Source organism: Steroidobacter sp., assembly GCF_036402275.1.
Taxonomy (GTDB): domain Bacteria; phylum Pseudomonadota; class Gammaproteobacteria; order Steroidobacterales; family Steroidobacteraceae; genus Steroidobacter.
In genome coordinates this window covers 51,215-72,991 of the sequence record NZ_DASWTF010000030.1, presented here as the reverse complement: position 1 = coordinate 72,991, position 21,777 = coordinate 51,215, and the positions used below count along the sequence as shown (strand labels likewise).

General features: G+C 62.8%; 23 protein-coding genes. 9 read left to right on the top strand and 14 right to left on the bottom strand.

What is annotated here, in order from left to right; all coding sequences use genetic code 11:
- Positions 1 to 385: 385 nt before the first annotated feature.
- Positions 386 to 1,180, top strand: a complete 795-nt coding sequence (locus tag VGD45_RS14930) for a hypothetical protein (RefSeq protein ID WP_331156119.1) — start codon at positions 386 to 388, stop codon at positions 1,178 to 1,180.
- Between the two features lie 4 nt (positions 1,181 to 1,184).
- On the opposite strand, the gene VGD45_RS14925 is transcribed toward VGD45_RS14930, so the two are convergent.
- Positions 1,185 to 2,174, bottom strand: coding sequence for a ParB N-terminal domain-containing protein (locus VGD45_RS14925; RefSeq protein ID WP_331156118.1), 990 nt, complete (start codon positions 2,172 to 2,174; stop codon positions 1,185 to 1,187).
- Between the two features lie 201 nt (positions 2,175 to 2,375).
- Between VGD45_RS14925 and VGD45_RS14920 the strand changes: the two genes are divergently transcribed.
- Entirely contained in the window at positions 2,376 to 2,687 is a 312-nt protein-coding gene (locus VGD45_RS14920) for a DUF883 family protein (protein ID WP_331156117.1), read from the top strand.
- Positions 2,688 to 2,697: 10 nt separating this feature from the next.
- Complete coding sequence (locus VGD45_RS14915) at positions 2,698 to 2,964, top strand: hypothetical protein (protein ID WP_331156116.1); 267 nt, start codon at positions 2,698 to 2,700, stop codon at positions 2,962 to 2,964.
- A 15-nt stretch (positions 2,965 to 2,979) separates the two neighbouring features.
- Here VGD45_RS14915 and VGD45_RS14910 read toward each other — a convergent pair whose 3' ends face one another.
- From VGD45_RS14910 to VGD45_RS14900, 3 genes are read right to left on the bottom strand one after another with little or no spacing between them, the layout of a single operon-like run.
- Positions 2,980 to 3,879 (bottom strand): fused MFS/spermidine synthase, encoded by a 900-nt coding sequence (locus VGD45_RS14910; protein WP_331156115.1) that lies wholly within the window; start codon positions 3,877 to 3,879, stop codon positions 2,980 to 2,982.
- Positions 3,869 to 4,471 carry a fused MFS/spermidine synthase gene (locus tag VGD45_RS14905; RefSeq protein ID WP_331156114.1) on the bottom strand — a complete coding sequence of 201 codons (603 nt, stop codon included), beginning with the start codon at positions 4,469 to 4,471 and terminating at the stop codon, positions 3,869 to 3,871. The genes VGD45_RS14910 and VGD45_RS14905 overlap by 11 nt, the downstream gene beginning before the upstream one ends.
- Positions 4,472 to 4,490: 19 nt before the next feature.
- A complete protein-coding gene (locus VGD45_RS14900) occupies positions 4,491 to 5,099 on the bottom strand; it encodes a hypothetical protein (RefSeq protein ID WP_331156113.1) in 609 nt (202 codons plus the stop codon).
- A 70-nt stretch (positions 5,100 to 5,169) separates the two neighbouring features.
- Between VGD45_RS14900 and VGD45_RS14895 the strand changes: the two genes are divergently transcribed.
- From VGD45_RS14895 to VGD45_RS14880, 4 genes are all read left to right on the top strand, one after another.
- Positions 5,170 to 5,457 carry a hypothetical protein gene (locus tag VGD45_RS14895; RefSeq protein ID WP_331156112.1) on the top strand — a complete coding sequence of 96 codons (288 nt, stop codon included), beginning with the start codon at positions 5,170 to 5,172 and terminating at the stop codon, positions 5,455 to 5,457.
- A gap of 147 nt (positions 5,458 to 5,604) precedes the next feature.
- Positions 5,605 to 6,900, top strand: a complete 1,296-nt coding sequence (locus VGD45_RS14890) for an MFS transporter (protein WP_349263278.1) — start codon at positions 5,605 to 5,607, stop codon at positions 6,898 to 6,900.
- Between the two features lie 2 nt (positions 6,901 to 6,902).
- Positions 6,903 to 8,114 (top strand): serine hydrolase domain-containing protein, encoded by a 1,212-nt coding sequence (locus tag VGD45_RS14885; RefSeq protein ID WP_331156110.1) that lies wholly within the window; start codon positions 6,903 to 6,905, stop codon positions 8,112 to 8,114.
- 76 nt (positions 8,115 to 8,190) lie between these two features.
- The gene (locus tag VGD45_RS14880; protein WP_331156109.1) at positions 8,191 to 9,801 is read left to right on the top strand and encodes an amidohydrolase family protein; all 1,611 of its coding nucleotides are present in this window, start codon (positions 8,191 to 8,193) and stop codon (positions 9,799 to 9,801) included.
- A gap of 1 nt (position 9,802) precedes the next feature.
- On the opposite strand, the gene VGD45_RS14875 is transcribed toward VGD45_RS14880, so the two are convergent.
- On the bottom strand, positions 9,803 to 10,099 hold the full coding sequence (locus tag VGD45_RS14875; protein ID WP_331156108.1) for a putative quinol monooxygenase: 297 nt from the start codon (positions 10,097 to 10,099) through the stop codon (positions 9,803 to 9,805).
- A 144-nt stretch (positions 10,100 to 10,243) separates the two neighbouring features.
- Here VGD45_RS14875 and VGD45_RS14870 point away from each other — a divergent pair, with 144 nt between their 5' ends.
- Positions 10,244 to 10,621, top strand: a complete 378-nt coding sequence (locus VGD45_RS14870; RefSeq protein WP_331156107.1) for a translation initiation factor Sui1 — start codon at positions 10,244 to 10,246, stop codon at positions 10,619 to 10,621.
- A 68-nt stretch (positions 10,622 to 10,689) separates the two neighbouring features.
- Complete coding sequence (locus VGD45_RS14865; protein WP_331156106.1) at positions 10,690 to 11,271, top strand: YceI family protein; 582 nt, start codon at positions 10,690 to 10,692, stop codon at positions 11,269 to 11,271.
- 200 nt (positions 11,272 to 11,471) lie between these two features.
- Here the strand turns inward: VGD45_RS14865 and VGD45_RS14860 are convergent, their stop codons facing one another.
- The 9 genes from VGD45_RS14860 to lpxD all read right to left on the bottom strand — a co-directional run bounded on the left by VGD45_RS14860 (position 11,472) and on the right by lpxD (position 21,762).
- Positions 11,472 to 11,972, bottom strand: coding sequence for a hypothetical protein (locus tag VGD45_RS14860; protein WP_331156105.1), 501 nt, complete (start codon positions 11,970 to 11,972; stop codon positions 11,472 to 11,474).
- A 53-nt stretch (positions 11,973 to 12,025) separates the two neighbouring features.
- Positions 12,026 to 12,448 (bottom strand): GFA family protein, encoded by a 423-nt coding sequence (locus VGD45_RS14855; RefSeq protein WP_331156104.1) that lies wholly within the window; start codon positions 12,446 to 12,448, stop codon positions 12,026 to 12,028.
- A 197-nt stretch (positions 12,449 to 12,645) separates the two neighbouring features.
- On the bottom strand, positions 12,646 to 13,809 hold the full coding sequence (locus VGD45_RS14850) for an MFS transporter (protein ID WP_331156103.1): 1,164 nt from the start codon (positions 13,807 to 13,809) through the stop codon (positions 12,646 to 12,648).
- Positions 13,810 to 13,879: 70 nt separating this feature from the next.
- Positions 13,880 to 17,425 (bottom strand): DNA polymerase III subunit alpha, encoded by a 3,546-nt coding sequence (gene dnaE / locus VGD45_RS14845; protein ID WP_331156102.1) that lies wholly within the window; start codon positions 17,423 to 17,425, stop codon positions 13,880 to 13,882.
- A gap of 3 nt (positions 17,426 to 17,428) precedes the next feature.
- Positions 17,429 to 18,055: a ribonuclease HII gene (rnhB, locus tag VGD45_RS14840; protein WP_331156101.1), complete on the bottom strand. Its 627-nt coding sequence runs from the start codon at positions 18,053 to 18,055 to the stop codon at positions 17,429 to 17,431.
- 65 nt (positions 18,056 to 18,120) lie between these two features.
- Positions 18,121 to 19,317 carry a lipid-A-disaccharide synthase gene (gene lpxB, locus VGD45_RS14835; RefSeq protein ID WP_331156100.1) on the bottom strand — a complete coding sequence of 399 codons (1,197 nt, stop codon included), beginning with the start codon at positions 19,315 to 19,317 and terminating at the stop codon, positions 18,121 to 18,123.
- A gap of 72 nt (positions 19,318 to 19,389) precedes the next feature.
- Complete coding sequence (gene lpxA / locus VGD45_RS14830; RefSeq protein WP_331156099.1) at positions 19,390 to 20,178, bottom strand: acyl-ACP--UDP-N-acetylglucosamine O-acyltransferase; 789 nt, start codon at positions 20,176 to 20,178, stop codon at positions 19,390 to 19,392.
- A 16-nt stretch (positions 20,179 to 20,194) separates the two neighbouring features.
- Positions 20,195 to 20,635: a 3-hydroxyacyl-ACP dehydratase FabZ gene (fabZ, locus tag VGD45_RS14825; RefSeq protein WP_331156166.1), complete on the bottom strand. Its 441-nt coding sequence runs from the start codon at positions 20,633 to 20,635 to the stop codon at positions 20,195 to 20,197.
- Positions 20,636 to 20,697: 62 nt separating this feature from the next.
- Complete coding sequence (gene lpxD, locus VGD45_RS14820; protein WP_331156098.1) at positions 20,698 to 21,762, bottom strand: UDP-3-O-(3-hydroxymyristoyl)glucosamine N-acyltransferase; 1,065 nt, start codon at positions 21,760 to 21,762, stop codon at positions 20,698 to 20,700.
- Positions 21,763 to 21,777 lie beyond the last annotated feature (15 nt).

Below are 21,777 nucleotides of genomic sequence, written 5' to 3'. Positions count from 1 at the left end.
GAGCGCCTCGGTGGCTCGCACGCCGCCGAGGCGGGGGACCTCCTTCCGGCACCGTGCTCCCCCTTGCCCGCGCTATCGCGCGTGCCGCTGGGTCCCGTCCCTGGGCGCACTGTGACGAAAAGGTTCCCTCTTTTTCGACACTGCCGGAAGGAGGTCCCCCACCTCGCCGGCGTGCCGATGCGCTGGGTGGCAGATTCAAACTGAACAGCAGCGCGTCGATGCGTTCAGTGTGTCGTCGAACCGAAGGGCTCCCTCAGGGAGAAAAATAAAAAATTAAGTTCCCCCTCCCGTACACGGGAGGGGGTTAGGGGGTGGGTCTGCCGGCCTAACCCAAAACAACCGATGCACCCGTTTACAGCTGTCAGCCGCCTTGGATGGAGCTCATATGCGCCGTTTTTCGCTATTCATGGCCCTGCTCGCCGCCGCGCTGCCCTGGCAGGCGCATGCCGGGCGTGACTATGCCCCGCCCTATATGCACCGCTGGGCGAAGGTCGAAGTCTTCGATCGGACCGCTGGGCATGCCCTCCCCGTCTATGTGCATCGGGACCGGCTGTACGTGGCGGGCGAGCCGGGGCATCAATATGAGGTGCGGGTCAGTAATCGTTCCAACGAACGGTTGCTCGCCGTCACCAGCGTGGACGGGGTGAACGTCATCAGCGGCAAAACGGCGCATGAACAGCAGAGCGGCTACGTCCTCGATCCGTGGGATGGCGTGGACATCGAAGGTTGGCGCAAGAGCCTGGACGAAGTGGCGACGTTCTACTTCACTCGCTTGTCCAACTCGTACGCGGCCCGCACTGGCCGGCCGGAGAATGTCGGCGTCATCGGTGTCGCGGTGTTTCGCGAGCACCGGCCGTGTTGCCATCACCCTCGGTTCGAGGAGCGAACTACGGAAGCCGCGCCCGCTCCCTCCGCGCAAGCCGACGCGCGAAGCGAGGACAAATCGTTATCGAAACAGGAGCGCGAGCGACTCGGCACCGGCCATGGCCATCGAGAGGACTCACCTGCGCATTACGTCGACTTTCGTCGCGCCTCGACCATGCCGGAAGAAACCATCGTGATTTATTACGACTCACGAAAGAACTTGATGGCGCGGGGCGTGATCCGGGAGCCACGCCACTACGCGGATCAGTCTCGCCCGAACCCTTTCCCGGAGGGCAGCTTCGTACCCGATCCGTAAAACATCATTCGGTATCAGGCGCACCACCCGCCTTGGCGAGATCCTGCTGATTCACCTTGTCGACATTGAACTTCGCCAGCCGCTCTTTCATGGTCTTCAACACTTCCGGCAACGGCGGCGGCTCGTCCTTGATCCAGCGCAACGGATTGATCCGCGCGACCACGAAGGCTCGCAGATACGGACTCACCAGCCCGCGCTTCTTCAACTTGTCGATGACGTCCGCGACCTTCTCGTCCAACTCGAACAACTGATCCGCGTACTTCTGATGGACCTGCAGCGACTTCTGCAACGAGTCCGATGAAAACTCTTCGAGCCGACGCAGAATCGGGTGATACGCGCCGCCCGCAAAGTTGCCCTTGCGCTCGTAACACAAGCCGAGCGTCACCAGCGCCGCCTCTTCCAGATAGAACGAGAAATCGCTTTCCGGTCGCCGCGCATCTTCTTCAATGAGTCCCTTGTAGATACGAATCACCTCGAGCGCGCGCTCGCGCAAGTTGTGCGCCTTCTCGGTGTTGAGCGCGAGGATCTGCCAGGCGATCTCACGCTTGGGCACGACCAATGCGATGATGGATTTCGCGCCCAGCCTGCGCATCGCTTCGAGTCGATGACGGCCGTTGGGCGTCCAGAACCCTTCCTTCGGCGCGGTGATGGCGATCACCGGATCCAGAAACAAACCGGTCTTGTCGATGACGCCAGACAGCTTCTTGTAGTGGGCATCGGACAAATCGCGTTGAAACGGCGTCGGCTCCACCTGATCGATGGGCAGCGCCGCAAGCAACAACGGATTGCGGCCCAGCGGCTCGCAATAGCTGCCGATGACGAAACCGCCCTCCCGTTCGATACGCGAAGCCACATCGGCCGCCTCGGGCGGCAACTGCTCGATGCGACATTCGTTCGGCAGCACGCCACGCGTGCGCGGCGCTGCTTTTTTCGGGGTCTTCCGTCGGGCCGGAGCGCGTTTGCGCTTCGCCGTTGTTTTGCTTTTGGTGGCCATCACAACTCCGGTGAGCTCGGCGCATGCCGTGCAAAGTCTGCATACGGATCTGCCGCGAGCATCATATTGGCGCAGTTCTACTCGGGCAAATCCTATACATCCCAGGGGAACCTGCCCGCAATTCATGGCGTTGTTTTTGCGGACGGGGCGGACGTCTTGCCTGAAGTCCACCCCACGCAGAGAAGTTCCAGGAGGCTCCCCATGAGAAACGGCGCTTTTGATTCCCCTATCCGGCACCTGCGCAAGGATTTGCAGAGCGTTGCCCGGGATGCCGAGGAGTTGCTGCGAGCAACCGCCGATGTCACCAACGATCGTGTCCAGCAGGCCCGCGCGCGCACCGAGAAAACCGTGAAGCAGGCGTTCGATCACCTCTACGACCGCCGGATGCAACGCCGCGTCCGCAAATATGCCCGCGACGCGGATATGTATGTGCGCGATCACTCGTGGGGCATCATCGGCGCCGTGGCCGGCCTCGCGCTGGTGATCGGGCTGCTCGCGGGCCGCCGCGACTGAGGAAACATCCATGAGCCAGACACCCAGCACGCATGAAAGCAAGGTGTGCGACGTCATCAGCGATCCCACCAAAGCTTATGACCATCCCATGGACGTGGTGCGCGACGACCAGCTCGAAGCCGGCGAGAAACTGCGCATTCTCGAATCCTGGAAGAAGGACGCCGAGCTGTTGTCGCGCGCTCAGGATGAAAACATGGCCGGAGGCGAACGTCCGCAGCTGCAGGACGTCGTCCTCGCCATTCAGGAGCTGGAGCGCATCAGCGGCCGGATCAACTAGCTCGCGGGCGTGCGCTTACTTCTGCCCCAGATTGAGCAGGTTCGCCGGCGAATACTGATCGGTCAGGATGCGCGCGCCGCGCTCCCAATCCTGTTTGCGCGAAAACAGCGGCAACAGCTTGCGCGTACTGAAGCCGAAGGAATCGAACGCCTTCTCGAAGCGCTCGCTATTGGCGCGTAACTGCGCCTCGTTGGGCAGCGGCCCATTTGCGGCGATGATCACGCGGTTCTCGCGCTTCAAATTGAAGAACTCGGGAAACACCGACGCGTAGGTGGTCGATTCGTGGTCGTACAGGCGGCTCGATGAGAACGTGTTGGCGGCCAGCACGCCGCCGGGCGCGAGCAGCGCCTTCACTTCCTGCAGGAATTCCTGAGTCAGTAGATGCTCGGGGATGTACTCGTGATCGAAAGCATCCAGCATGATCAGGTCGTAGCGCTGCTGCTGACGAAGCGCCCGCTTCACCTGCACGCGGCCGTCCGCTTCGATCACGTTCACCGAGCTGCTGTCACCCAGATCGAAAAAGCGGCGCGCCACTTTGACGACCGCCGGATCGATCTCCACCACGTCGATGCGCGCCTGAGGTACGACTTCGCGCAACGCGCGTGGAATCGTGCCGCCGCCGAGCCCGACGATCAGCACGGACTTGGGCTCGGGCTTCACGAACAGCGCGCCGAGCATCATCTGCGGATAATTCATCACGATGCGATCGGGCTGCTTCACGTCCTGGCAGGTCTGCCGGCCGATGCGACAGAAGCGTGTAAAGCAGATACACCGCACGTCGCCCGCCTCGTACACCAGCACTTCGCGATACAGCGACCGCTCCGAATGCAATAACTTCATATCGTCCGCGGTCGCCCAGCCGTTTGCGAAAATACCAGCGGCGAACAATAGCAACGTTAACCCTCTATTGCGCATTCGCTTCTTCTCCGCGAGACAACACGGCGGCTGTGCCGAGGCAGCCTGAAATCGCCATCAGTGCGATCAGGATGTGATTCACTTCCAGGATCAGCACCAGATAAAACGACGTGAGCAACGTGCCGGCGGCGCTGCCGAACGTCGACACGAAATACAGCTGTCCGGCATGACGGCCCGAGCTCGAGCGATCCGGCACGATGAGGCGCACCGCGTACGGCGAGATCATCCCGGAGAACAGCGTGGGAATGAAGAACAGCGCGGTCGCGCCCACGAGCGAGCCCCAGCGCGGATCGGGAATGGCGGTGGCGATCACATCCAGCATGGGCACGGCGAACAGCAACAGCGGCAGCACCGTCAGCGCGGCCACCATCAGAATCGCACCAAGTTTGCGCACGCTCGGCTCGTTCATCGACAGACGCCCGCCGGCGAGATAGCCGATCGACAGCGCCAGCATGAACACGGTGATGATGGCGCCCCAGACATAGATGCTGCTGCCGAAGGTCGGCGCCAGCAGCCGGCCGCCGAGCAACTCCACCGCCATCACGAAAAATCCCGACCAGCCCGCAATCGAATAACTTAACACCAGCCGCATGCACCCGCCGTTTCTTGAGTTACCGATCGTTGTCCGCTTCGACCGACGGCGGCGGAATTTCACCCGACGCGGCCACCACCGCAAATGAGTCCTTGACCGTGCCGCGCACGGCAGGCGCCGCGCCTCGCATCCAGACCGAGCTGGAAAAATCGCGCGCCTGTCCGGGAGGAATGGCGAGCGAGATCCAGTGCCGATCCTGCCACAGCACCACGCAACCCGTGGGATCCAACGCGCCTTCGTAGCAGTCGCGACGCGTAACCAGCAGAGTGGTCGACTTCAGCAGCACGTTCGATTTGTTCTCGATGCGCCCGCGCAGTTCGAACGGCGCGCCGCCTCCCGTCATCTTCAAATCCTCGATGACGACCTGATCCGGCGCGATGACCTGCAGAATCGCCGCCGGCGACGTCGGTCGTCCGCGCTGCTGCACTTTGGTCGGCTCCACGTCGTCGTTCACACCCCGTAAGCGCTGTACCACCGCCCATGTCAGCATCGCACCGAGCAGCACGCAGCCGATGACGCCGACGGGACGGAGGCGCGGCACGGCGAGCGCCACGACGATGAAAATTGTAGCGAGTATCCAGTACACACTGAGAGCATACCTCGCCGGCCGCGCCGCTTGCTCAGACACGCGGCGGAACCTCGGTAGCAGGCGGGCGTTTTACCGGGCAGTGACGCTCGCGAATCGGAGGAGCTGACTCATGGGTACACCGCGTAACGAAGGCGAAGGCAACAAGACCGCCGATCGCAATTATCGCGAGGCGACGAAGGAGTTCGTCGAGTCCGAACGCGGCCAGCGCGAGATTCAGAACGCGGGCAACGTATCGCCCAGCGAGGAAAAGGACATTCGCCGCGCCGAAGAGCAAGCCAAGCAACGCGCCAAGGATCACGACCCCGCCGAAACGACTCGTGGCGAGAGCGGTCCGGAAGCCAGCGAGAGCAGGCCCGGCAAATCAGGTTCGTCTCGGGATTCACGATCTGCGCATTAAAGGTCCCGACGGATGGGTATGACTCCGTCGGCCTGACAGACGTGAATTTCGAAGCGGTGCGACGGCATGACTGCAAGCCGTCCACCGCTTCCTTTTATGGCCAGATTTCTTCACCATCCCCGCCGGGACCACTAACAACGCCATAATGTGAACGACAGCGCGGGGATCGCGGCTACTGCCACCACAGCCAGACAGCGATTGCGAGCCATCTTCGGCGGCTCGGTCGGCAACCTCATCGAATGGTATGACTGGTACACCTACGCCGCGTTCGCGATTTATTTCGCGCCGAGCTTCTTTCCCAAGAGCAACGACACCGTCCAGTTGCTGAACACCGCGGCGATTTTCGCCGTCGGCTTTCTGATGCGCCCGATCGGCGGCTGGGCCCTGGGCCGCTATGCAGACCGACATGGCCGCAAGGCTGCGCTCACCTTGTCGGTGACGCTCATGTGCCTGGGCTCGCTGATCATCGCGATCACGCCGACGTACGAGACCATCGGCATCGCCGCGCCTGCCCTGCTACTCCTCGCACGCCTGCTTCAGGGTTTCAGCGTCGGCGGTGAATACGGCACCAGCGCCACATACATGAGCGAAATCGCGACCAGTGGCAGCCGCGGTTTTTACTCCGGGATTCTGTACGTGACGCTGATCATGGGTCAGCTGCTGGCGCTCGCCGTGCTGATGGTGCTGCAGTTCTTCGTACTCGATGCCCAGCAACTCGAACAGTGGGGCTGGCGCATTCCGTTTGTCATCGGCGCGGTGGCGGCGCTCGCCGCGCTTTATCTGCGACGCAATCTGGTCGAGACCGACGCATTCAAGAATAAGAAAGACACGGCCGAAGCGGGTCAACTCACCCTGCTGCTGCGGCATCCGCGCGAAGTGCTGATCGTGATCGGGCTCACCATGGGCGGCACGCTGTTCTTCTACACGTTCACCACATACATGCAGAAGTTCCTGGTCAATACCGTCGGGCTCACCAAGGGCGAATCGACGCTGGTGTCGACCGCGAACCTGTTCATCTTCATGGTCATTCAGCCGTTGATGGGCGCGGTGTCCGATCGCGTCGGCCGGCGGCCCATGCTGATCGTGTTCGGCGTGCTGGCGCTGTTCGGCACGGTGCCGCTGCTGTCGGCCTTGTCACAGGCGCACGATGCCTGGACGGCATTCTTCCTGATATTCATCGCGCTCACGATTTCTTCGCTGTACAGTTCCATCAGCGCCGTGGTGAAGGCCGAATTGTTTCCAGTGGAGATCCGCGCGCTGGGCGTGGGCCTGCCCTATGCAATCACGGTCTCGCTGTTCGGCGGCTCGGCCGAAATGATCGCGCTGGCGTTCAAGAACGCCGGCCACGAATCGTTGTTCTACTGGTATGTGACCGGCTGCGTGTTCTGCTCGCTGCTCGTGTATATCTTCATGCGCGAGCCGCAGCGCGAGTCAAGGATCTAACAATGACGCCAGAAGCCGTGGGCCTTTCCAGCAGCCGCCTGCAACTGATCGACCGTCATCTGCAGCAGCGTTACATCGAGCCGGGGCGCTTGCCCGGCGCATTGACGCTGATCGAGCGTCGTGGCGAGCTCGCGCATCTGAGCCTGCAAGGGCACATGGACGTGGAGCGCCTGCGTCCGCTGCAGCAGGACACCCTCTTCCGGATTTATTCCATGACCAAGCCGATCACCAGCGTCGCGGTGATGATGCTGGTGGAAGAAGGTCTGATCGCGCTGGACGATCCGGTGCATCGTTATATTCCTCAGTGGCGCAACCTCGGCGTGTACGAAGCGGGCTTCATCGGCACGTTTCGTACGCGGCCCACTTCGACGCCCATGCGGATCGTCGATTTGCTTCGGCACACTTCGGGCCTGACCTACGGTTTGCAGCAGAGAACCAACGTCGATGCCGCCTATCGCAAGTTCGGCTTCGGCGATCCAGCCGGCAGCGGCACGCTGGAGGCGATGATCGAAGGCCTGGCGAAAATTCCGCTGGAAGCCTCGCCCGGCGATGTCTGGAATTATTCCGTCTCGACCGACGTGCTCGGCTATCTGGTGGGCAAGATCTCGGGGCTGCCGTTCGAGGAATTCCTGCGTCAACGTATCTTCGCGCCGCTCGGCATGGTCGATACGGATTTCCATGTGCCCGCCGCAAAAGCCGGTCGTTTCGCCGCTTGTTACATGCTCGGCCCCGATGGCCGCATGAAACTGCAGGACGATCCGCAGAGCAGCCCGTACTTGCGGCCACCGTCATTCGTCTCGGGCGGTGGCGGCCTAGTTTCCACCGCCGCGGACTATCTGCGCTTCTGCCGCATGCTATTGAACGGCGGCACGCTGGATGGCGCGCGTCTGCTCAGCCCCAAGACCGTCGAGCTGATGACCGCAAACCATTTGCCGGGCGGCAAGGAACTGCCCGAGATGTCGGTATCGCTGTTCAGCGAAGCGGGCTACTCGGGCGTCGGTTTCGGCCTGGGCTTCGCGGTCACCACCCATCCGGCGCGCACCCTGATTCCCGGCAGCGCCGGCGACTACTCGTGGGGCGGCATGGCGAGCACCTATTTCTGGGTCGATCCCCGCGAGCAGCTGATCGTCATCTTCATGACCCAGCTGATCCCCTCGACCATCTACAACTTGCGTCGCGAGTTGCGCACGCTGGTCTATTCCGCTTTCACCTGAACCGTTCAGAACGCGAAGATTTCCGGGCCCGCTTGCGGCATCATGCCGCCTTCGCGCCCCAGGAGACGAACCACGCATGCGATCCCGAGCGATGCCCTGGACCATGGGCCTGGCGACCCTTGCTTTGACTCTGACGCTGCAATCCGCGCTCAGCTTCGCGGCAGAAAGTGAGTTCCAGGTTCCGCCAGCGCCGGCCCGGAATACCGGCGAAGGTCCCTACTCCCAACTCATTCTGCGCAGCGCCACGGTCATCAACGGCACCGGCGCGCCCGCTTTCGGTCCCGCCGACATTGTCATCGAAGGCAACCGCATCGTCGAAGTGATGTCGGTGGGCGCACCCGGCGGCGTGAAGGAAGATCCGCGCCGGCCCAAGCTCAAGGCGGGTGGCCGTGAGATCGACATGCGCGGTCATTACGTCCTGCCCGGCCTCATCGACATGCACGGGCACATCGGCGGCAAGGAACAAGGCGTGTCGTCCGAGTACGTCTACAAGCTCTGGATGGGCCACGGCATCACGACCATTCGCGATCCGGGCTGCGGCAACGGTGTCGAATGGTGCGCGAGCGAGACGCGTCGAAGCGAACGCAACGAGATCGTCGCGCCCCGAATCTTTCCGTTTGCCTTCCTTCGACCAGACAAGCCGCTGACCACTCCAGAACAGGGCCGCCAGTGGGTGCGAGACATCAAGGCCAGAGGCGCCGTCGGCATGAAGTGCTTCGGTTATCGGCCCGACGTGCTGCAGGCCATGTTCGACGAACTGAAGAAACAAGGCATGCGCAGCGCTTGTCATCACTCGCAGCTCGACGTTCGCCGCGTGAATGTGCTGACCACCGCGCGTTGGGGCCTCACGACGATGGAACACTGGTATGGATTACCCGAAGCGTTGTTCGATGACCGAACGGTGCAGGACTATCCCCCGGCCTATAACTATAACAACGAGCAGGATCGGTTTGGCCAGGCCGGCCGGCTGTGGCGTCAGGCTGCGAAACCGGGGAGCGATAAATACGAGGCCGTGATCAAAGAGCTGCTCGCGCTGGATTTCACTCTCGATCCGACATTCACGATCTATCTCGCGTCACGCGACCTCATGCGCGCACGGCGCGCCGACTGGCATGAGCAGTACACGATGCCGCAGCTGTGGGATTTCTACACGCCGAATCGCGACAACCACGGCAGCTTCTTTTTCGATTGGGGCAGCGAGGACGAGATCGCCTGGCGCGAGAACTATCGCCTGTGGATGGCGTTCGTGAACGATTACAAAAATCGCGGCGGCCGCGTCACTGTCGGCTCCGATTCGGGCTTCATCTATCAGCTGTATGGTTTCGGCACGATCCAGGAGCTGGAGCTGTTGCGCGAAGCGGGCTTCCATCCGCTGGAAGTGATTCGCTCGGCGACTCTCAACGGCGCGCAGGCACTCGGTGCGGAAGATCGCCTCGGCTCCATCGAGCCGGGCAAGCTCGCTGACCTCGCGATCCTCGACGAGAACCCGGTGGCGAATTTCAAAGTGATGTATGGCACCGGGCACGTGCGCCTCGGTGAAGATGGACGCACGCATCGGGTGGGCGGCGTCAAGTACACCATCAAGGACGGAATTATCTATGACGCGAAACGTTTGTTGAACGACGTGCGTGACATGGTCGCCGAAGAGAAGCGCAAGCGCGGCGTCACGCAGCTCGCGCAACCCTGATTTATTTTGGCAGGCCGACACCGCCGATCGGTTCGGTGGTCACGCCATCGCTGAAGCCGGCGATCATGGGTCGCCCTTTGGCGATGGCCGCCTGCACCGCCGGCAGTTTCAGCGAGGCGGCGTGACTTTCCTTGCTGTCCCACACTTCAGTGATCCAGATCGCGTTTTCGTCTTTCACGTCGCGCGCTACGATATAACTCAGGCAGCCGGGCATGCCGCCGGTGCCTTCGAGGAGCACGGCGATCAAAGCTTCACGCTGGCCGGGAGCGGCCGTCATCTTGCCGATCAATCCAAACATGATTCTTTCCTCCGTGGCATAAGTCTTATGCGCGTGATGGCGGGCATCTTACACGCACGCGGCCACGCGCCGCAGTTGCGTCGGCTCACGAAAGCCGCAACACTTTCGCGCCATGAAAACCCAGCCGGAATCCGCCCGCTTCCCATGACGTCTCCCCGCAAGTCGCCGTCCGACGGCGGCGGCATCGTTTATTCCACCGACATCGGCGAGCGCTGCCCCAACTGCCTGCGCGCCGTGCGCGAATGTGTCTGCAAGAAAGGCACGCCCGGCAAGACCACCAGCGACGGCGTGGTGCGCGTCAGTCGCGAGACGCAGGGTCGCAAAGGCAAAGGCGTCACTGTGATCACCGGCCTCGGCCTGCCTGCCGACCAACTGGCGGCGCTCGCCACCGAGCTCAAGAAGAAATGCGGCTCGGGCGGCGCGGTCGACAACGGTCGCATTGAAATCCAGGGCGACCATCGCGACAAACTGGTCCAAGAGCTGACCCAGCGCGGCTTCAAAGCCAAGCGCGCGGGCGGCTAGCTTTTTTTGATACAACCTTTCTACTCAACCTTTCTGCCCTTGGGGGCAGCCCATCTGGAGACTCTTGCATGAAAGCTTCGTCCCTCCTGGTCATGGCGGCCGCTGCATTGACTGTCGGCGCGGTGAGCGCCGCTCCGGTCAAATACAACATCGATCCCAACCACACCTATCCGAGCTTCACCGCCGACCACATGGGCGGCCTGTCGAACTGGCGCGGCAAGATCAACAGCAGCTCCGGCACCGTGACCCTCGACGCCGCCGCGCAGACCGGCACGGTCGACGTGAAGATGGACATGGCGGCCATCGACTTCGGCCACGAGAAAATGAACGCCCACGCCAAGTCCAACGAAATCTTCGACGTGGAGAAGTTCCCCACCGCGACCTACACCGGCAAGCTGGTGAACTTCAAGAACGGCGCGCCCACCGAAGTGGACGGCACGCTGACCCTGCACGGCGTGACCAAGCCCGTGAAGCTCAAGATCAACAGCTTCCTGTGCAAGCCGAACCCCATGAACAAAAAAGAAACCTGCGGCGCCGACGTGGTCGGCAAGATCAACCGCGAGGAGTTCGGCGTGAGCTATGGCAAGCCGTACGGCTTCAAGCAGGAAGTCGAGCTGCAGATCCAGGTCGAGGCGGTGAAGGCGGACTGAGGTCGGCCTTCGTTCGCGTGCAGCGCCTCACCCGCGCTGCGCGCGAGCGACGCCAGTTACGAATTGTTGAGCGTCACGCACTCCAGCTGGAGTGCCGAATGTTAAATTCCCCACGCCGCCCGGCGCTCATCCTAACGACCCAACGAGCCAGGCGCCGGCCGCGAGAAAACTGAGAGCCAGCCACGCCGTGGTGGTCGGAACTATCTTTGCAGTCTCGGGGCTGCGGATTCGCGAGGCAGCGCTTTGACCATGTCGACCAACTCTACGCAGAGCGTACCGGAGTACTTGGCATGGGCGACCACGCGGCCTTTGTCGTCGATCGTGTGCAGGGAGCTGGCGTACTGGGCGGTATTCAGGCCGATGATTATCTCTTTGACTACAACTTTGCCGCCAGTCGTCTCAATGATCGTGGGATCGGCGAATGTTACTAGCAGATGGCGGCCGGAGACCGCCGCGCCGTATTCCAGGTTGGATGTTGCCTCGTCCCATTCCCAGCGGGGAGCCGCGGAATTGAAGTTGGACGACCGCAGGATCTCCAGGGCCTTGGCTTTGAGCTGTTGGGCATCGGCGGAACGCAGCGGCGCTGTGCCCGGATAGCGCAGAACGACCGCCGCTGAATGTTTCGGCAAAGCATCGGCGGCTGCGGCGGAGCCGATGAGCACCACGACAAGTGCAATCAGAGAAAAATTGACCGAGCGCATATGCGATCTCCTTCCGCGTTCTCACGGGCGCACTCCAGCTGGAGTGCCAACTGTTAAATTCCAAACCCTCGATGATCTGGCGCGCCTTGCGTGTTCTCACGCGAGAAGTGATCTAACGCCATGTCGACCGGCACCCACCCCACCCGCTCGGACATCCAGATCTCTCGTGTGGGCCGGACCAGACCGGGTTCATCGAGCGACAGCGTGGTGACTTCGATCTCCTGGGGCGAGTCAGTGTGATGATACGTGAGCTGCGTACCGCACCGGGCGCAAAAGCCGCGCTTCACGGGCGGTGACGATGCAAACAGGGTGGGCTGACCTTTCAGCCAGCGAAACTGAGTGAGCGGCAACACGAACCAACTGACCGTCGGCGCGCCGCTGGCCAGCCGGCAGCTGCGGCAATGGCAGATGCTCACCGAAACAAACGGCTCGTGAGCTTCATATCGAATCGCACCACAAAGACAACCACCGAGCATGGGGAGCGCCTCCTTCTCCCGTCTATGGGGGCGGCGTTCTGGACAACACAGTGCCATAGCCAATGATGTGTGGACCTTCGCGCACCGTAAAGGTTGCGCCTGGCGTCACGTCCTCATAAAGGACATTCGGCTCATGGTAGTACATGAGCCCCATCGTGACCTCCCCCCTGCCCCGGCTCGAAGGCCAGATCGACAGCTCAAGCAGACGCCCCCGCCTCCTTCTGCGCGGCGCGTTCGCCGAGGACGGAGCACGTGAGGGCGCCCAGGACGAAGACGAAGCCGACCCAGCTCATGAAGCGTGGCGGCACCAGTGTCCAGGCGGTCGCGCCGATGCTCGCGCCCACCGCGATGCCCAGGTAGGTCACGGATGAGTTCAGAGCGATGGTGGCGGCGGCCAGCATGGGTGCGACGGCGACGAGCCGAGCTTGTTGAACGGCGGGAAAGCCGGAGCTGCCGAGGCTCCACAGGAACTGGGCCACATAGATGGTGGCCACCCAGAGCGAGAACAGCGGCCAAAGCAGCAGCATGACCGCGGAAGAAATATTGCAGCGATACGCGACGACGGTCGCGCCATAGATCCGCACCATGCGCACGCTGAGCAGATTGCCGAGCAGCGAACCGACACCTGCGACGAAAAGCAATAACGCCAGCGCGGCCCCGGAAATACCTTGCACAGAGCCCACAATGGGCGCGATGTAACTCATCATGACGACACTGCCCACGTTGCTGAGCATCGTAGCGGCAGTGAGATAACGCAGCGCCGGCGAGCGCAGCACTTGAAACCAGCGGTGCCAGTTGAGGGGCGGCACCATCACGTTGGCCGGCAGCGAGCGCCAGATGAAGAACGCGATGACGGCGCTGGAAATGCCGATGAATGCAAACGACATCCGCCACGATGAGACGGATGCGATCAGCACCGACAAGGGATTGCCGAGCACCGCCCCCACGGACCAGCCGACCATCAATTTAGCCAGGGTCGGCGCCCGCTCCTTCTCCGGCATCAGCATGCTAAGCGTGGCAGCCACCTGCGGCGTGTAGACCGCGGAAGTCACAGCCGCGAGCACGCGGGCCAGCAACAAATGTTCGTAACTCTGGCTCAGCGCCGCGAGCAGGTTCGCGATTGCGCACACAGCCATGGAGCCCGTAAGTAACTTGCGGCGATCGATGCGAGACCCGAGAGTAGCCAACGTCGGAGCGCAAACGGCGGCGGCGATGCCGAAGGCGGCGATCAGCAGACCGGCCTGTTCGATGGGCACCTGCAGCGACGCAGAAATATCGCTGAGCAGACCGCCGACGCTCAGAAAGCTGGTGGCGACGAAAAAGTTACCGGCGATGAGGACGAATAGTCGCTGCGGGGGCACGGCAATGGGCGATCATGCATGTTTGACTACGCATCATCTCCGACTCCCGTCGAAGCCGCCAACAAGAATTCTAGTGGCTGCTCGTTGGCGTGCCGTAAATCAGCTTGAACCCGTCATGCCCGCACAGCTGCGACAGCCGTTCCGTGAGCTCGCGGGTCGGTTTGACTTGCCATTCCTGGGATAGCACCAGCTCGGCCCGCGCAGCGGAACCGGTGTAGTAAACCGCGACTGCACAGCGGCCGCCTCGGAACGGTCGCAAGGTTTGCTCGAGCTGTTTGAGAAAGCCACGCTGGCCTTGCGCATCCAGTCCCGGCGGCCAACGGATCGCCAGTCGTTTGGCGTGCAGCTCGCGGGCCTGGTCGATGTCGATGACCTTCTTGGCGTTGAGACGCCAGCCCTCGATGTACTCATCGAAGCGCAGCTGACCTTCGACGATCACGATCGCGCTCTTGGCGATCACCGTGCGGTACTGCTGCCACACATCTTCGAACATGGACGCTTCCATGCGGCCGCTGCGGTCGTCGAGCGTGAAGATCACGCGCTGGCCGCGCTTGCCCACGTCGAACACCATGCCGCCGACGGTCACCGGCTTGCCCTTGAACTGCTGGAAGCCGCCCTCTCCGCCGCTGGGCGCCGGACGATCGCTCGTCAGATCGACGATGCGGCCGCTGGTGATGGGCTTCACCTCGGCTTCGAATTCCTCGAACGGATGGCCGGTGAGATACAGGCCGAGCGTGTCACGCTCGCCATCGAGCCGCACGCGCCGGCTCCAATCCGGCAACACCTCTGTCACCAACGCCGGCGGCGCGGCGGCACTGGTGTCCATCAAGCCGAACATATCGTCCTGGCCCACCGCCCGTGCCCGAATCGTTTGATCGGCCAACTGCATCGCCGAGGGCAGCGAATGCATCAACGTCGCACGATTGGCGCCGAGCGAGTCGACCGCGCCAGAGCGAATCAACGCTTCCAGCACGCGACGGTTCATTCGATTCGCGTCACTGCGCCGGCACATGTCCGCCAGATCGCGATAGGGCTCGCTCTTGCGCGCTTCGACCAGCATCTCCACGACGTTCTGTCCGACGCCCTTGATGGCGCCGAGCCCGTAACGAATCGTCCGCTCATCGGACACGGTGAACATGAACTGCGACGAGTTCACATCCGGCGGCTCGACCTTCAGCTTCATGCGCCGCGCCTCGTCGATGAGGGTCACGACCTTGTCGGTCTTGTCCATATCGGACGACAGCACCGCGGACATGAACGCCGCCGGATAGTGCGCCTTCAACCACGCCGTTTGATACGTCAGCAGCGCGTAAGCGGCCGAGTGCGACTTGTTGAAGCCGTAACCCGCGAACTTTTCCATCAGGTCGAAAATGTGCTCGGCCTGATGCTGATCCACGCCGCGCGCGGTCGCGCCCGTCACGAAAATGGTCCGTTGCTTGGCCATTTCCTCGGGCTTCTTCTTACCCATCGCGCGACGGAGCAAGTCGGCGCCGCCTAGCGAATAGCCGGCGAGCACCTGCGCGATCTGCATCACCTGCTCTTGATACAAGATGACGCCGTACGTCGGCGCGAGCACTGGCTGCAGATCGGGGTGCAGATAATCGATGGGACCGGTCGTGGTGCCGCGCTTGCGCGCGATGAAGTCGTCCACCATGCCCGACTCCAGCGGGCCGGGACGGAACAGCGCCACGAGCGCGACGATGTCTTCGAAGCAGTCCGGCTGCAGGCGGCGGATCAGGTCCTTCATGCCGCGAGATTCCAGCTGGAACACGGCGGTGGTCTCGTAGCGCTTCAGCAGGTCGAACGTCGCCTGGTCATCCATGGGCAGCGCGTTGATATCCAGCGGCGGCTCGCCCTTTTCCGCGCGTTGCGCATTGATGACCTTCAGAGCCCAATCAATGATGGTGAGGGTGCGCAACCCCAGGAAGTCGAACTTCACCAGGCCCGCTTGCTCGACGTCGTCCTTGTCGAACTGCGTTACCACGCTCTGTCCGTTCTCGTCGCAGAACAGCGGCGAGAAATCGGTGAGCACGGACGGCGAGATAACGACGCCACCCGCGTGCATGCCCGCGTTACGCACCAGGCCTTCGAGCGACATCGCCATGTCGAGGATGGCGCGTGTTTCTTCTTCGGTCTGATAGCGACGCCGCAGCTCTTCTTCCTTGGCGAGCGCGTCCTTCAGCGTGATGCCGAGCTCGAACGGAATCAGCTTGGCGATGGAGTCGGCGAAGCCATAGCTCTGACCGAACACGCGCGCCACGTCGCGCACCACGGCCTTCGCCGCCATGGTGCCGTAAGTGATGATTTGCGAAACACGCTCGCGACCGTAGTGACGCGCGACATAATCGATCACGCGGTCGCGGCCGTCCATGCAGAAGTCGACGTCGAAGTCGGGCATGGAGACGCGTTCGGGATTCAAGAAACGTTCGAACAGCAGGTCGTAGCGCAGCGGATCGATATCGGTGATGCCGAGACAGAACGCCACCAGCGAGCCCGCGCCGGAACCGCGGCCCGGCCCGACCGGTACGCCGTTCGCCTTGGCCCACTTGATGAAGTCCGCGACGATCAGGAAGTAGCCGGGAAAGCCCATCTGGATGATGACGCCCAGCTCGATTTCCAGACGTTGCCTGTATTCCTCATCGGCAATGACGCGCCCCTGCACCGGCGTCGCCTTGAGCTGCACCAGACGTTCTTCCAGCCCCTTGCGCGACTGCTCACGCAGGTAGTCGTCGACCGGCATGTCGTTCGGCGTCGGGAACTTGGGCAGCACGCTCTTGCCGAGCTTCAGCTCCAGACTGCAACGACGCGCGATCTCGATCGTGTTCTCGATGGCCTCGGGCACATCCTTGAACAGGTCGGCCATTTCCTTGGGCGACTTGAGATATTGCTGTTCGCTGTAGCGACGCCGGCGCTTCGGATCTGCAAGCAAGGCGCCGTCGTGAATACAAACGCGCGCCTCGTGGGATTCGAAATCCTCACGACGAATGAAGCGCACGTCGTTGGTCGCGACCACCGGAATGCCGCGCTCGATGGCGAGATCCAACGCACCCTGCACGTGACGCTCGTCGCCCTCACGGCCGGTGCGTTGCAGCTCCAGATAGAAACGATCGCCGAACAAGCTGAGCCAGAAATCGAGCGCGCTGCGCGCTTCGTCATCGCGACCATTCAGAATGGCGCGACCGATATCGCCTTCACGCGCGCCGGACAGCGCGATCAACCCTTTCAGGTCCTCGGGATTGAGCCAGCTGCGATCGACGGTCGCGACGCCCTTCTTCTGGCCTTCCAGATACGACTTGCTGACCAGCTTGGACAGATTGTTGTAACCGACGGCGTTCTGACACAGCAGCACCAGCGCCGACGGCTCGACGCGGTCGCCGACTTCGTGGATGCGAAGATCGACGCCGATGATGGGCTTTACGCCGGCGGACTGCGCCGCCTTGTAGAACTTCACCATCGCGAACAGATTGCTCTGATCGGTGAGCGCGACCGACGGCATCTTGGCGGCCGCGACCGAATCCATCAGGCCGGGGATGCCCTCGCCTTCGCTGGTGATGCGCACCACGCTGTCGACCAGCGAATACTCGGTGTGCAGGTGTAGATGGACGAACGAGGACACCGGCTACAGCCCGACGACCATCGATAACTGCCGCTCGCAGGCGAGCCGCACCGGCTCGAAGCTGCGCCGATGAATGGGCGTGGGACCGAGCCGCTCCAGCGCTTCGTAGTGCTGGGGCGTGCTGTAGCCCTTGTGAGTGGCGAAGCCGTAGCCGGGGTAGATCGCATCCAGCTCGACCATCATGCGATCGCGCGTCACCTTGGCGAGAATCGACGCGGCGCCGATGCAGGTCTTGAGCGCGTCGCCGTCGATGATGGCTTCGTAGCTGCACTTCATCGGCAGCCCGAGGAACGACGGGCACAGATTGCCGTCGACCTGAACGTGGCCCGGATGAATATGCAGGCCGATCAGCGCCCGACGCATGGCCAGGTGAGTGGCCTGCAGGATGTTGTGGCAATCGATCTCTTCGACATCGGCCCAGGCGACCGACCACGCCAGCGCCGCGCCGCGGATCTTGATCGACAGCGCCTCGCGCTCCTCGGCCTCGAGCTGCTTGGAATCTTTGATGCCGCGAATCCGGCGACGCGGATCGAGGATGACCGCCGCCGCGACGACCGGACCGGCCAGCGGCCCGCGTCCCGCCTCGTCGACGCCCGCGACCAGGCCGGGCGCCTGCAACGGCAAAGCCATTGTCCGCTGAGATGCTCCCATCGCGTTTCTTCTATCGCCCTCTTATGCGCACGCCAGATAAGCGCCTATGGCGCTATGCTCGACAAACGCCGCTTCACCAACAGGTCCACGATCGCGTCCGCCGCGCGCGCGCTGGCGTCGCGCCGGAGGGTTTCGTGGATGGAGGCGAAAGTTTGCACGAGCTGATCGCGATCGGCACGCTCCAGTTGCCGAAGCACTGCAGGACCAAGCACTTCGGCGCGCACCTCGGCATTGAAGTACTCCGGCACCAGCTGCCGGCCCGCCAGCAGGTTGGGCTGGGCGAAGAACGGCGCCTTGAAGAGTTTCAAATGCTTGAGCAGAAAACTTGTCAGCCACCCTAAGCGATAGGCCACCACCATGGGCCGCTTCACCAGCGTCGCTTCGAGCGTTGCGGTGCCCGAGGCGAGCAGCACCGTGTCGCTGGCGGCCATCACCGCCTGCGCTAGACCGTTGACCAAGGTGACGCGCTCGCGCAGCGCCGGCTGTTCAGCAGCGACACGATCGAGCGCGGCTTCGAAAATCTTTCGGGTCGAGTCGCTGGCCAGCGCCGCGAGGAAGCGCAACTGCGGTCGCTCCTTCAGCAACCAGCCCATGGTCGCGGCGAAATCCGGACTGAGCCGCGACACCTCGCCGTGCCGGCTGCCTGGCAACACGGCGACGTATTGGCCGTCCGCCGGAACACCCAACTGCGCACGCGCGTCAGCGGCGTTCATCTGCATGGGCACTTGATCGGCCAGCGGATGGCCGACGAACTCGGCATGCACCGAGTGCGCGTCGTAGAACGGTTTTTCGAACGGCAACAGACACAGAATCAGATCCACTGCCCTGCCGATGGTGTTCACGCGCCCCTGCCGCCAAGCCCACACCTGCGGACTGACGTATTGCACGGTTGGAATGCCCGCCTCTTTGAAACGCGGCGCGATGCGCAGATTGAATTCTTTGGCGTCGACGCCGACGTACACGGCCGGACGTTCGGCGAGCACGCGCTCGATGAGGTTACGACGGATGCGCAGCAGGCGCGGCAGATGAGGAATGATCTCGAACAGCCCCATCACCGAGAGACTTTCGGCGCGCTCCCAGGGTTCGCAGCCGGCAGCCGCCATGCGCGGCCCGGCGATGCCGGCAAAACGTGCTTGCGGGATGCGCTGGCGGAGCGCGGTAATGAGTTGAGCACCGAGGTTGTCGCCGGAAGTTTCTCCGGCAACTAACACTATGAGCGGTGCTACCTCTGAATGGGCCACGTCGTGTCCAACTCTTCAAAGGGTGGGAGTCGCGGTGGTGCGACTGTAGTACACGCCGAAGGCACTTACTCGTTACCTAACAATACCCACGCGCTCACGCCGCGGCGTGGAGTCGTTGAGGAAGTCGAGCAGCGGCTGCAGTTCGGGCTGGTTCTTCGCGCGCTGTTCGATCTGCTCGGTGGCTTCGATGAGCTTCAGCTGCGAGCGGTACAGGATGCGATACGCATCGCGAATGTTCCGGATCTGCTCGGCCGAGTAGCCGCGACGCTTCAACCCTTCCGAGTTCACGCTGTGCGGTTCGGCGGGACGGCCCACCGCCATCACGAACGGCGGCACATCGCGAGTCACGGCCGTGTTGTTGGCGATGAACGCATGCGCGCCGACCTGGCAGAACTGATGAATGCCGGCGAAGCCGCCCATGTGCACCCAGTCGCCAATGATCACGTGTCCGCCGAGGGTTGCGTAGTTCGCCAGCACGCAATGCGAGCCGATCACGCAATCGTGGCCGACGTGCGAGCCGGTCATGAACAGGTTGTCGCTGCCGATTTTCGTGACCAGCTGATCCTTGGTGGTGCCGCGATTGATCGTGGTGTTCTCCCGGAACGTATTCCGGTCGCCCACTTCGAGCCGCGTCGGCTCGTTGTTGTATTTCAAATCCTGGGGCGCGGCGCCGATCGAGGCGAACTGAAAAATCTTGTTCTCGCGGCCGATGGTGGTCGGCCCGTCGACGACCACGTGCGGGCCGATCCAGGTGCCGGCGCCGATGACGACGTTCGCGCCGATGACCGTATAGGCGCCTACCTCCACATCGGGAGCAAGCTGCGCGCTGGGGTCGATCAGAGCTGTTGGATGTATTGCCATCGTGGCGATTTCCGCATCACTTCCTGGTTTCGCCCGGAGCCACCATCATCTCGGCGCTGCAGGCTTCCTCGCCATCGACTTCGGCCACGGTGGAAAACTTCCAGATGCCGCGGATCGAACGCTCCAGCGTCGCTTTCAAAATCAGCTGATCGCCCGGCTCCACCGGACGACGGAAGCGCGCCTTGTCGATGCCGACGAAATACAGCTGACGGTGCTCGTCCGGGTACACGCCGGCGGTGACGAACGCCAGGATGCCGGCGGTCTGCGCCAGCGCTTCCAGAATGATCACGCCGGGGAACACCGGCCGATGCGGAAAGTGACCGGGGAAGAACGGCTCGTTGATGGTGACGTTCTTGAGGGCGCGGATGGTCTTGCCGGAGGTGCACTCGAGCACGCGATCGACCAGCAGGAACGGATAGCGATGCGGCAGACGGCGCATCACTTCGTGAATATCCATGGTCAGCGAGGTGGGCGCGTCGCTGCCTTTGGTGTCGGTGCTCTCGGTCATCGGAAGCCTTGTTATTCCTCATTCGGGTCTTCGGCAGGCGCGTCGTCCCTTTCAGGACCGGCGCCCCGCTCGCGGCGGACCTCGCGAACGAACTCGTCCAGCCGCTGGAAGCGGGCGGCATTCTTGCGGAAACGCGTCGTTTCGTCGACCGGTATGCCGCTCGAATAGTAACCGGGCTTGCGGATGCTGCTGCTCACGAAAGATTTACCGGTGACCACCACGTCGTCGCAGATGGTCAGGTGGCCGGCCACGCCGACCATGCCGCCGATCATGCAACGCTTACCGATCACGGCGCTGCCGGAGATCCCGGCGCAGCCAGCGATGGCCGTATGGTCGCCGATGCGCACGTTGTGGCCGATCTGAATCTGGTTATCCAGCTTCACGCCGTCGCCGATGACGGTGTCGTCGATGGCGCCGCGGTCGATGGTCGTGCTCGCGCCGATCTCGACATCGTCGCCGACGCGCACCGTGCCGACCTGCGGCACCTTCAGCCATTCGCCCTGATCGGGCGCGAGGCCGAACCCGTCGGCGCCGATGACGACGCTGGGGTGCATGAGACAGCGGCTGCCGATGACGACGCCCTGGCACAGAGTCACATTCGCGGTGAGTCGCGAGTCATCGCCGACCGTCACCTCGTCCATCACCACGCAGCCTGGACCGATGACAGTACGAGCGCCGATGGTGACGCGCGCACCGATGACGGCGTGCGGACCGATTGACGCGCTCGGATCGATCTTCGCAGAAGGATCGACCACCGCAGTCGCGTGCCGCCCTGGAGGCGCAGCCGGCGGCGGATATAACAAAGCCGCGATGCGCGCGTAGGTTGCGTAAGGATTCTTGGCCAGCAGCGCGTTCACCGGGCAGGCATCGGCCAGCTTCGGATCGAGCACCACCACGCCCGCCTTGGTCTGCTGCAAATAACGGCGATAGCGGGGATTCGCGAGAAACGTGACGGACGCGGCGTCCGCGCTTTCCAGCGCGGACACCCGCGTCACGCGGTGATCGGGATCGCCTTTGAGAACAGAGCCAAAGCGGACGGCGAGCTCGCCCAGGCTGAGGCCGGGCTGCGCGGACATCGCCGTCGCCCGGCT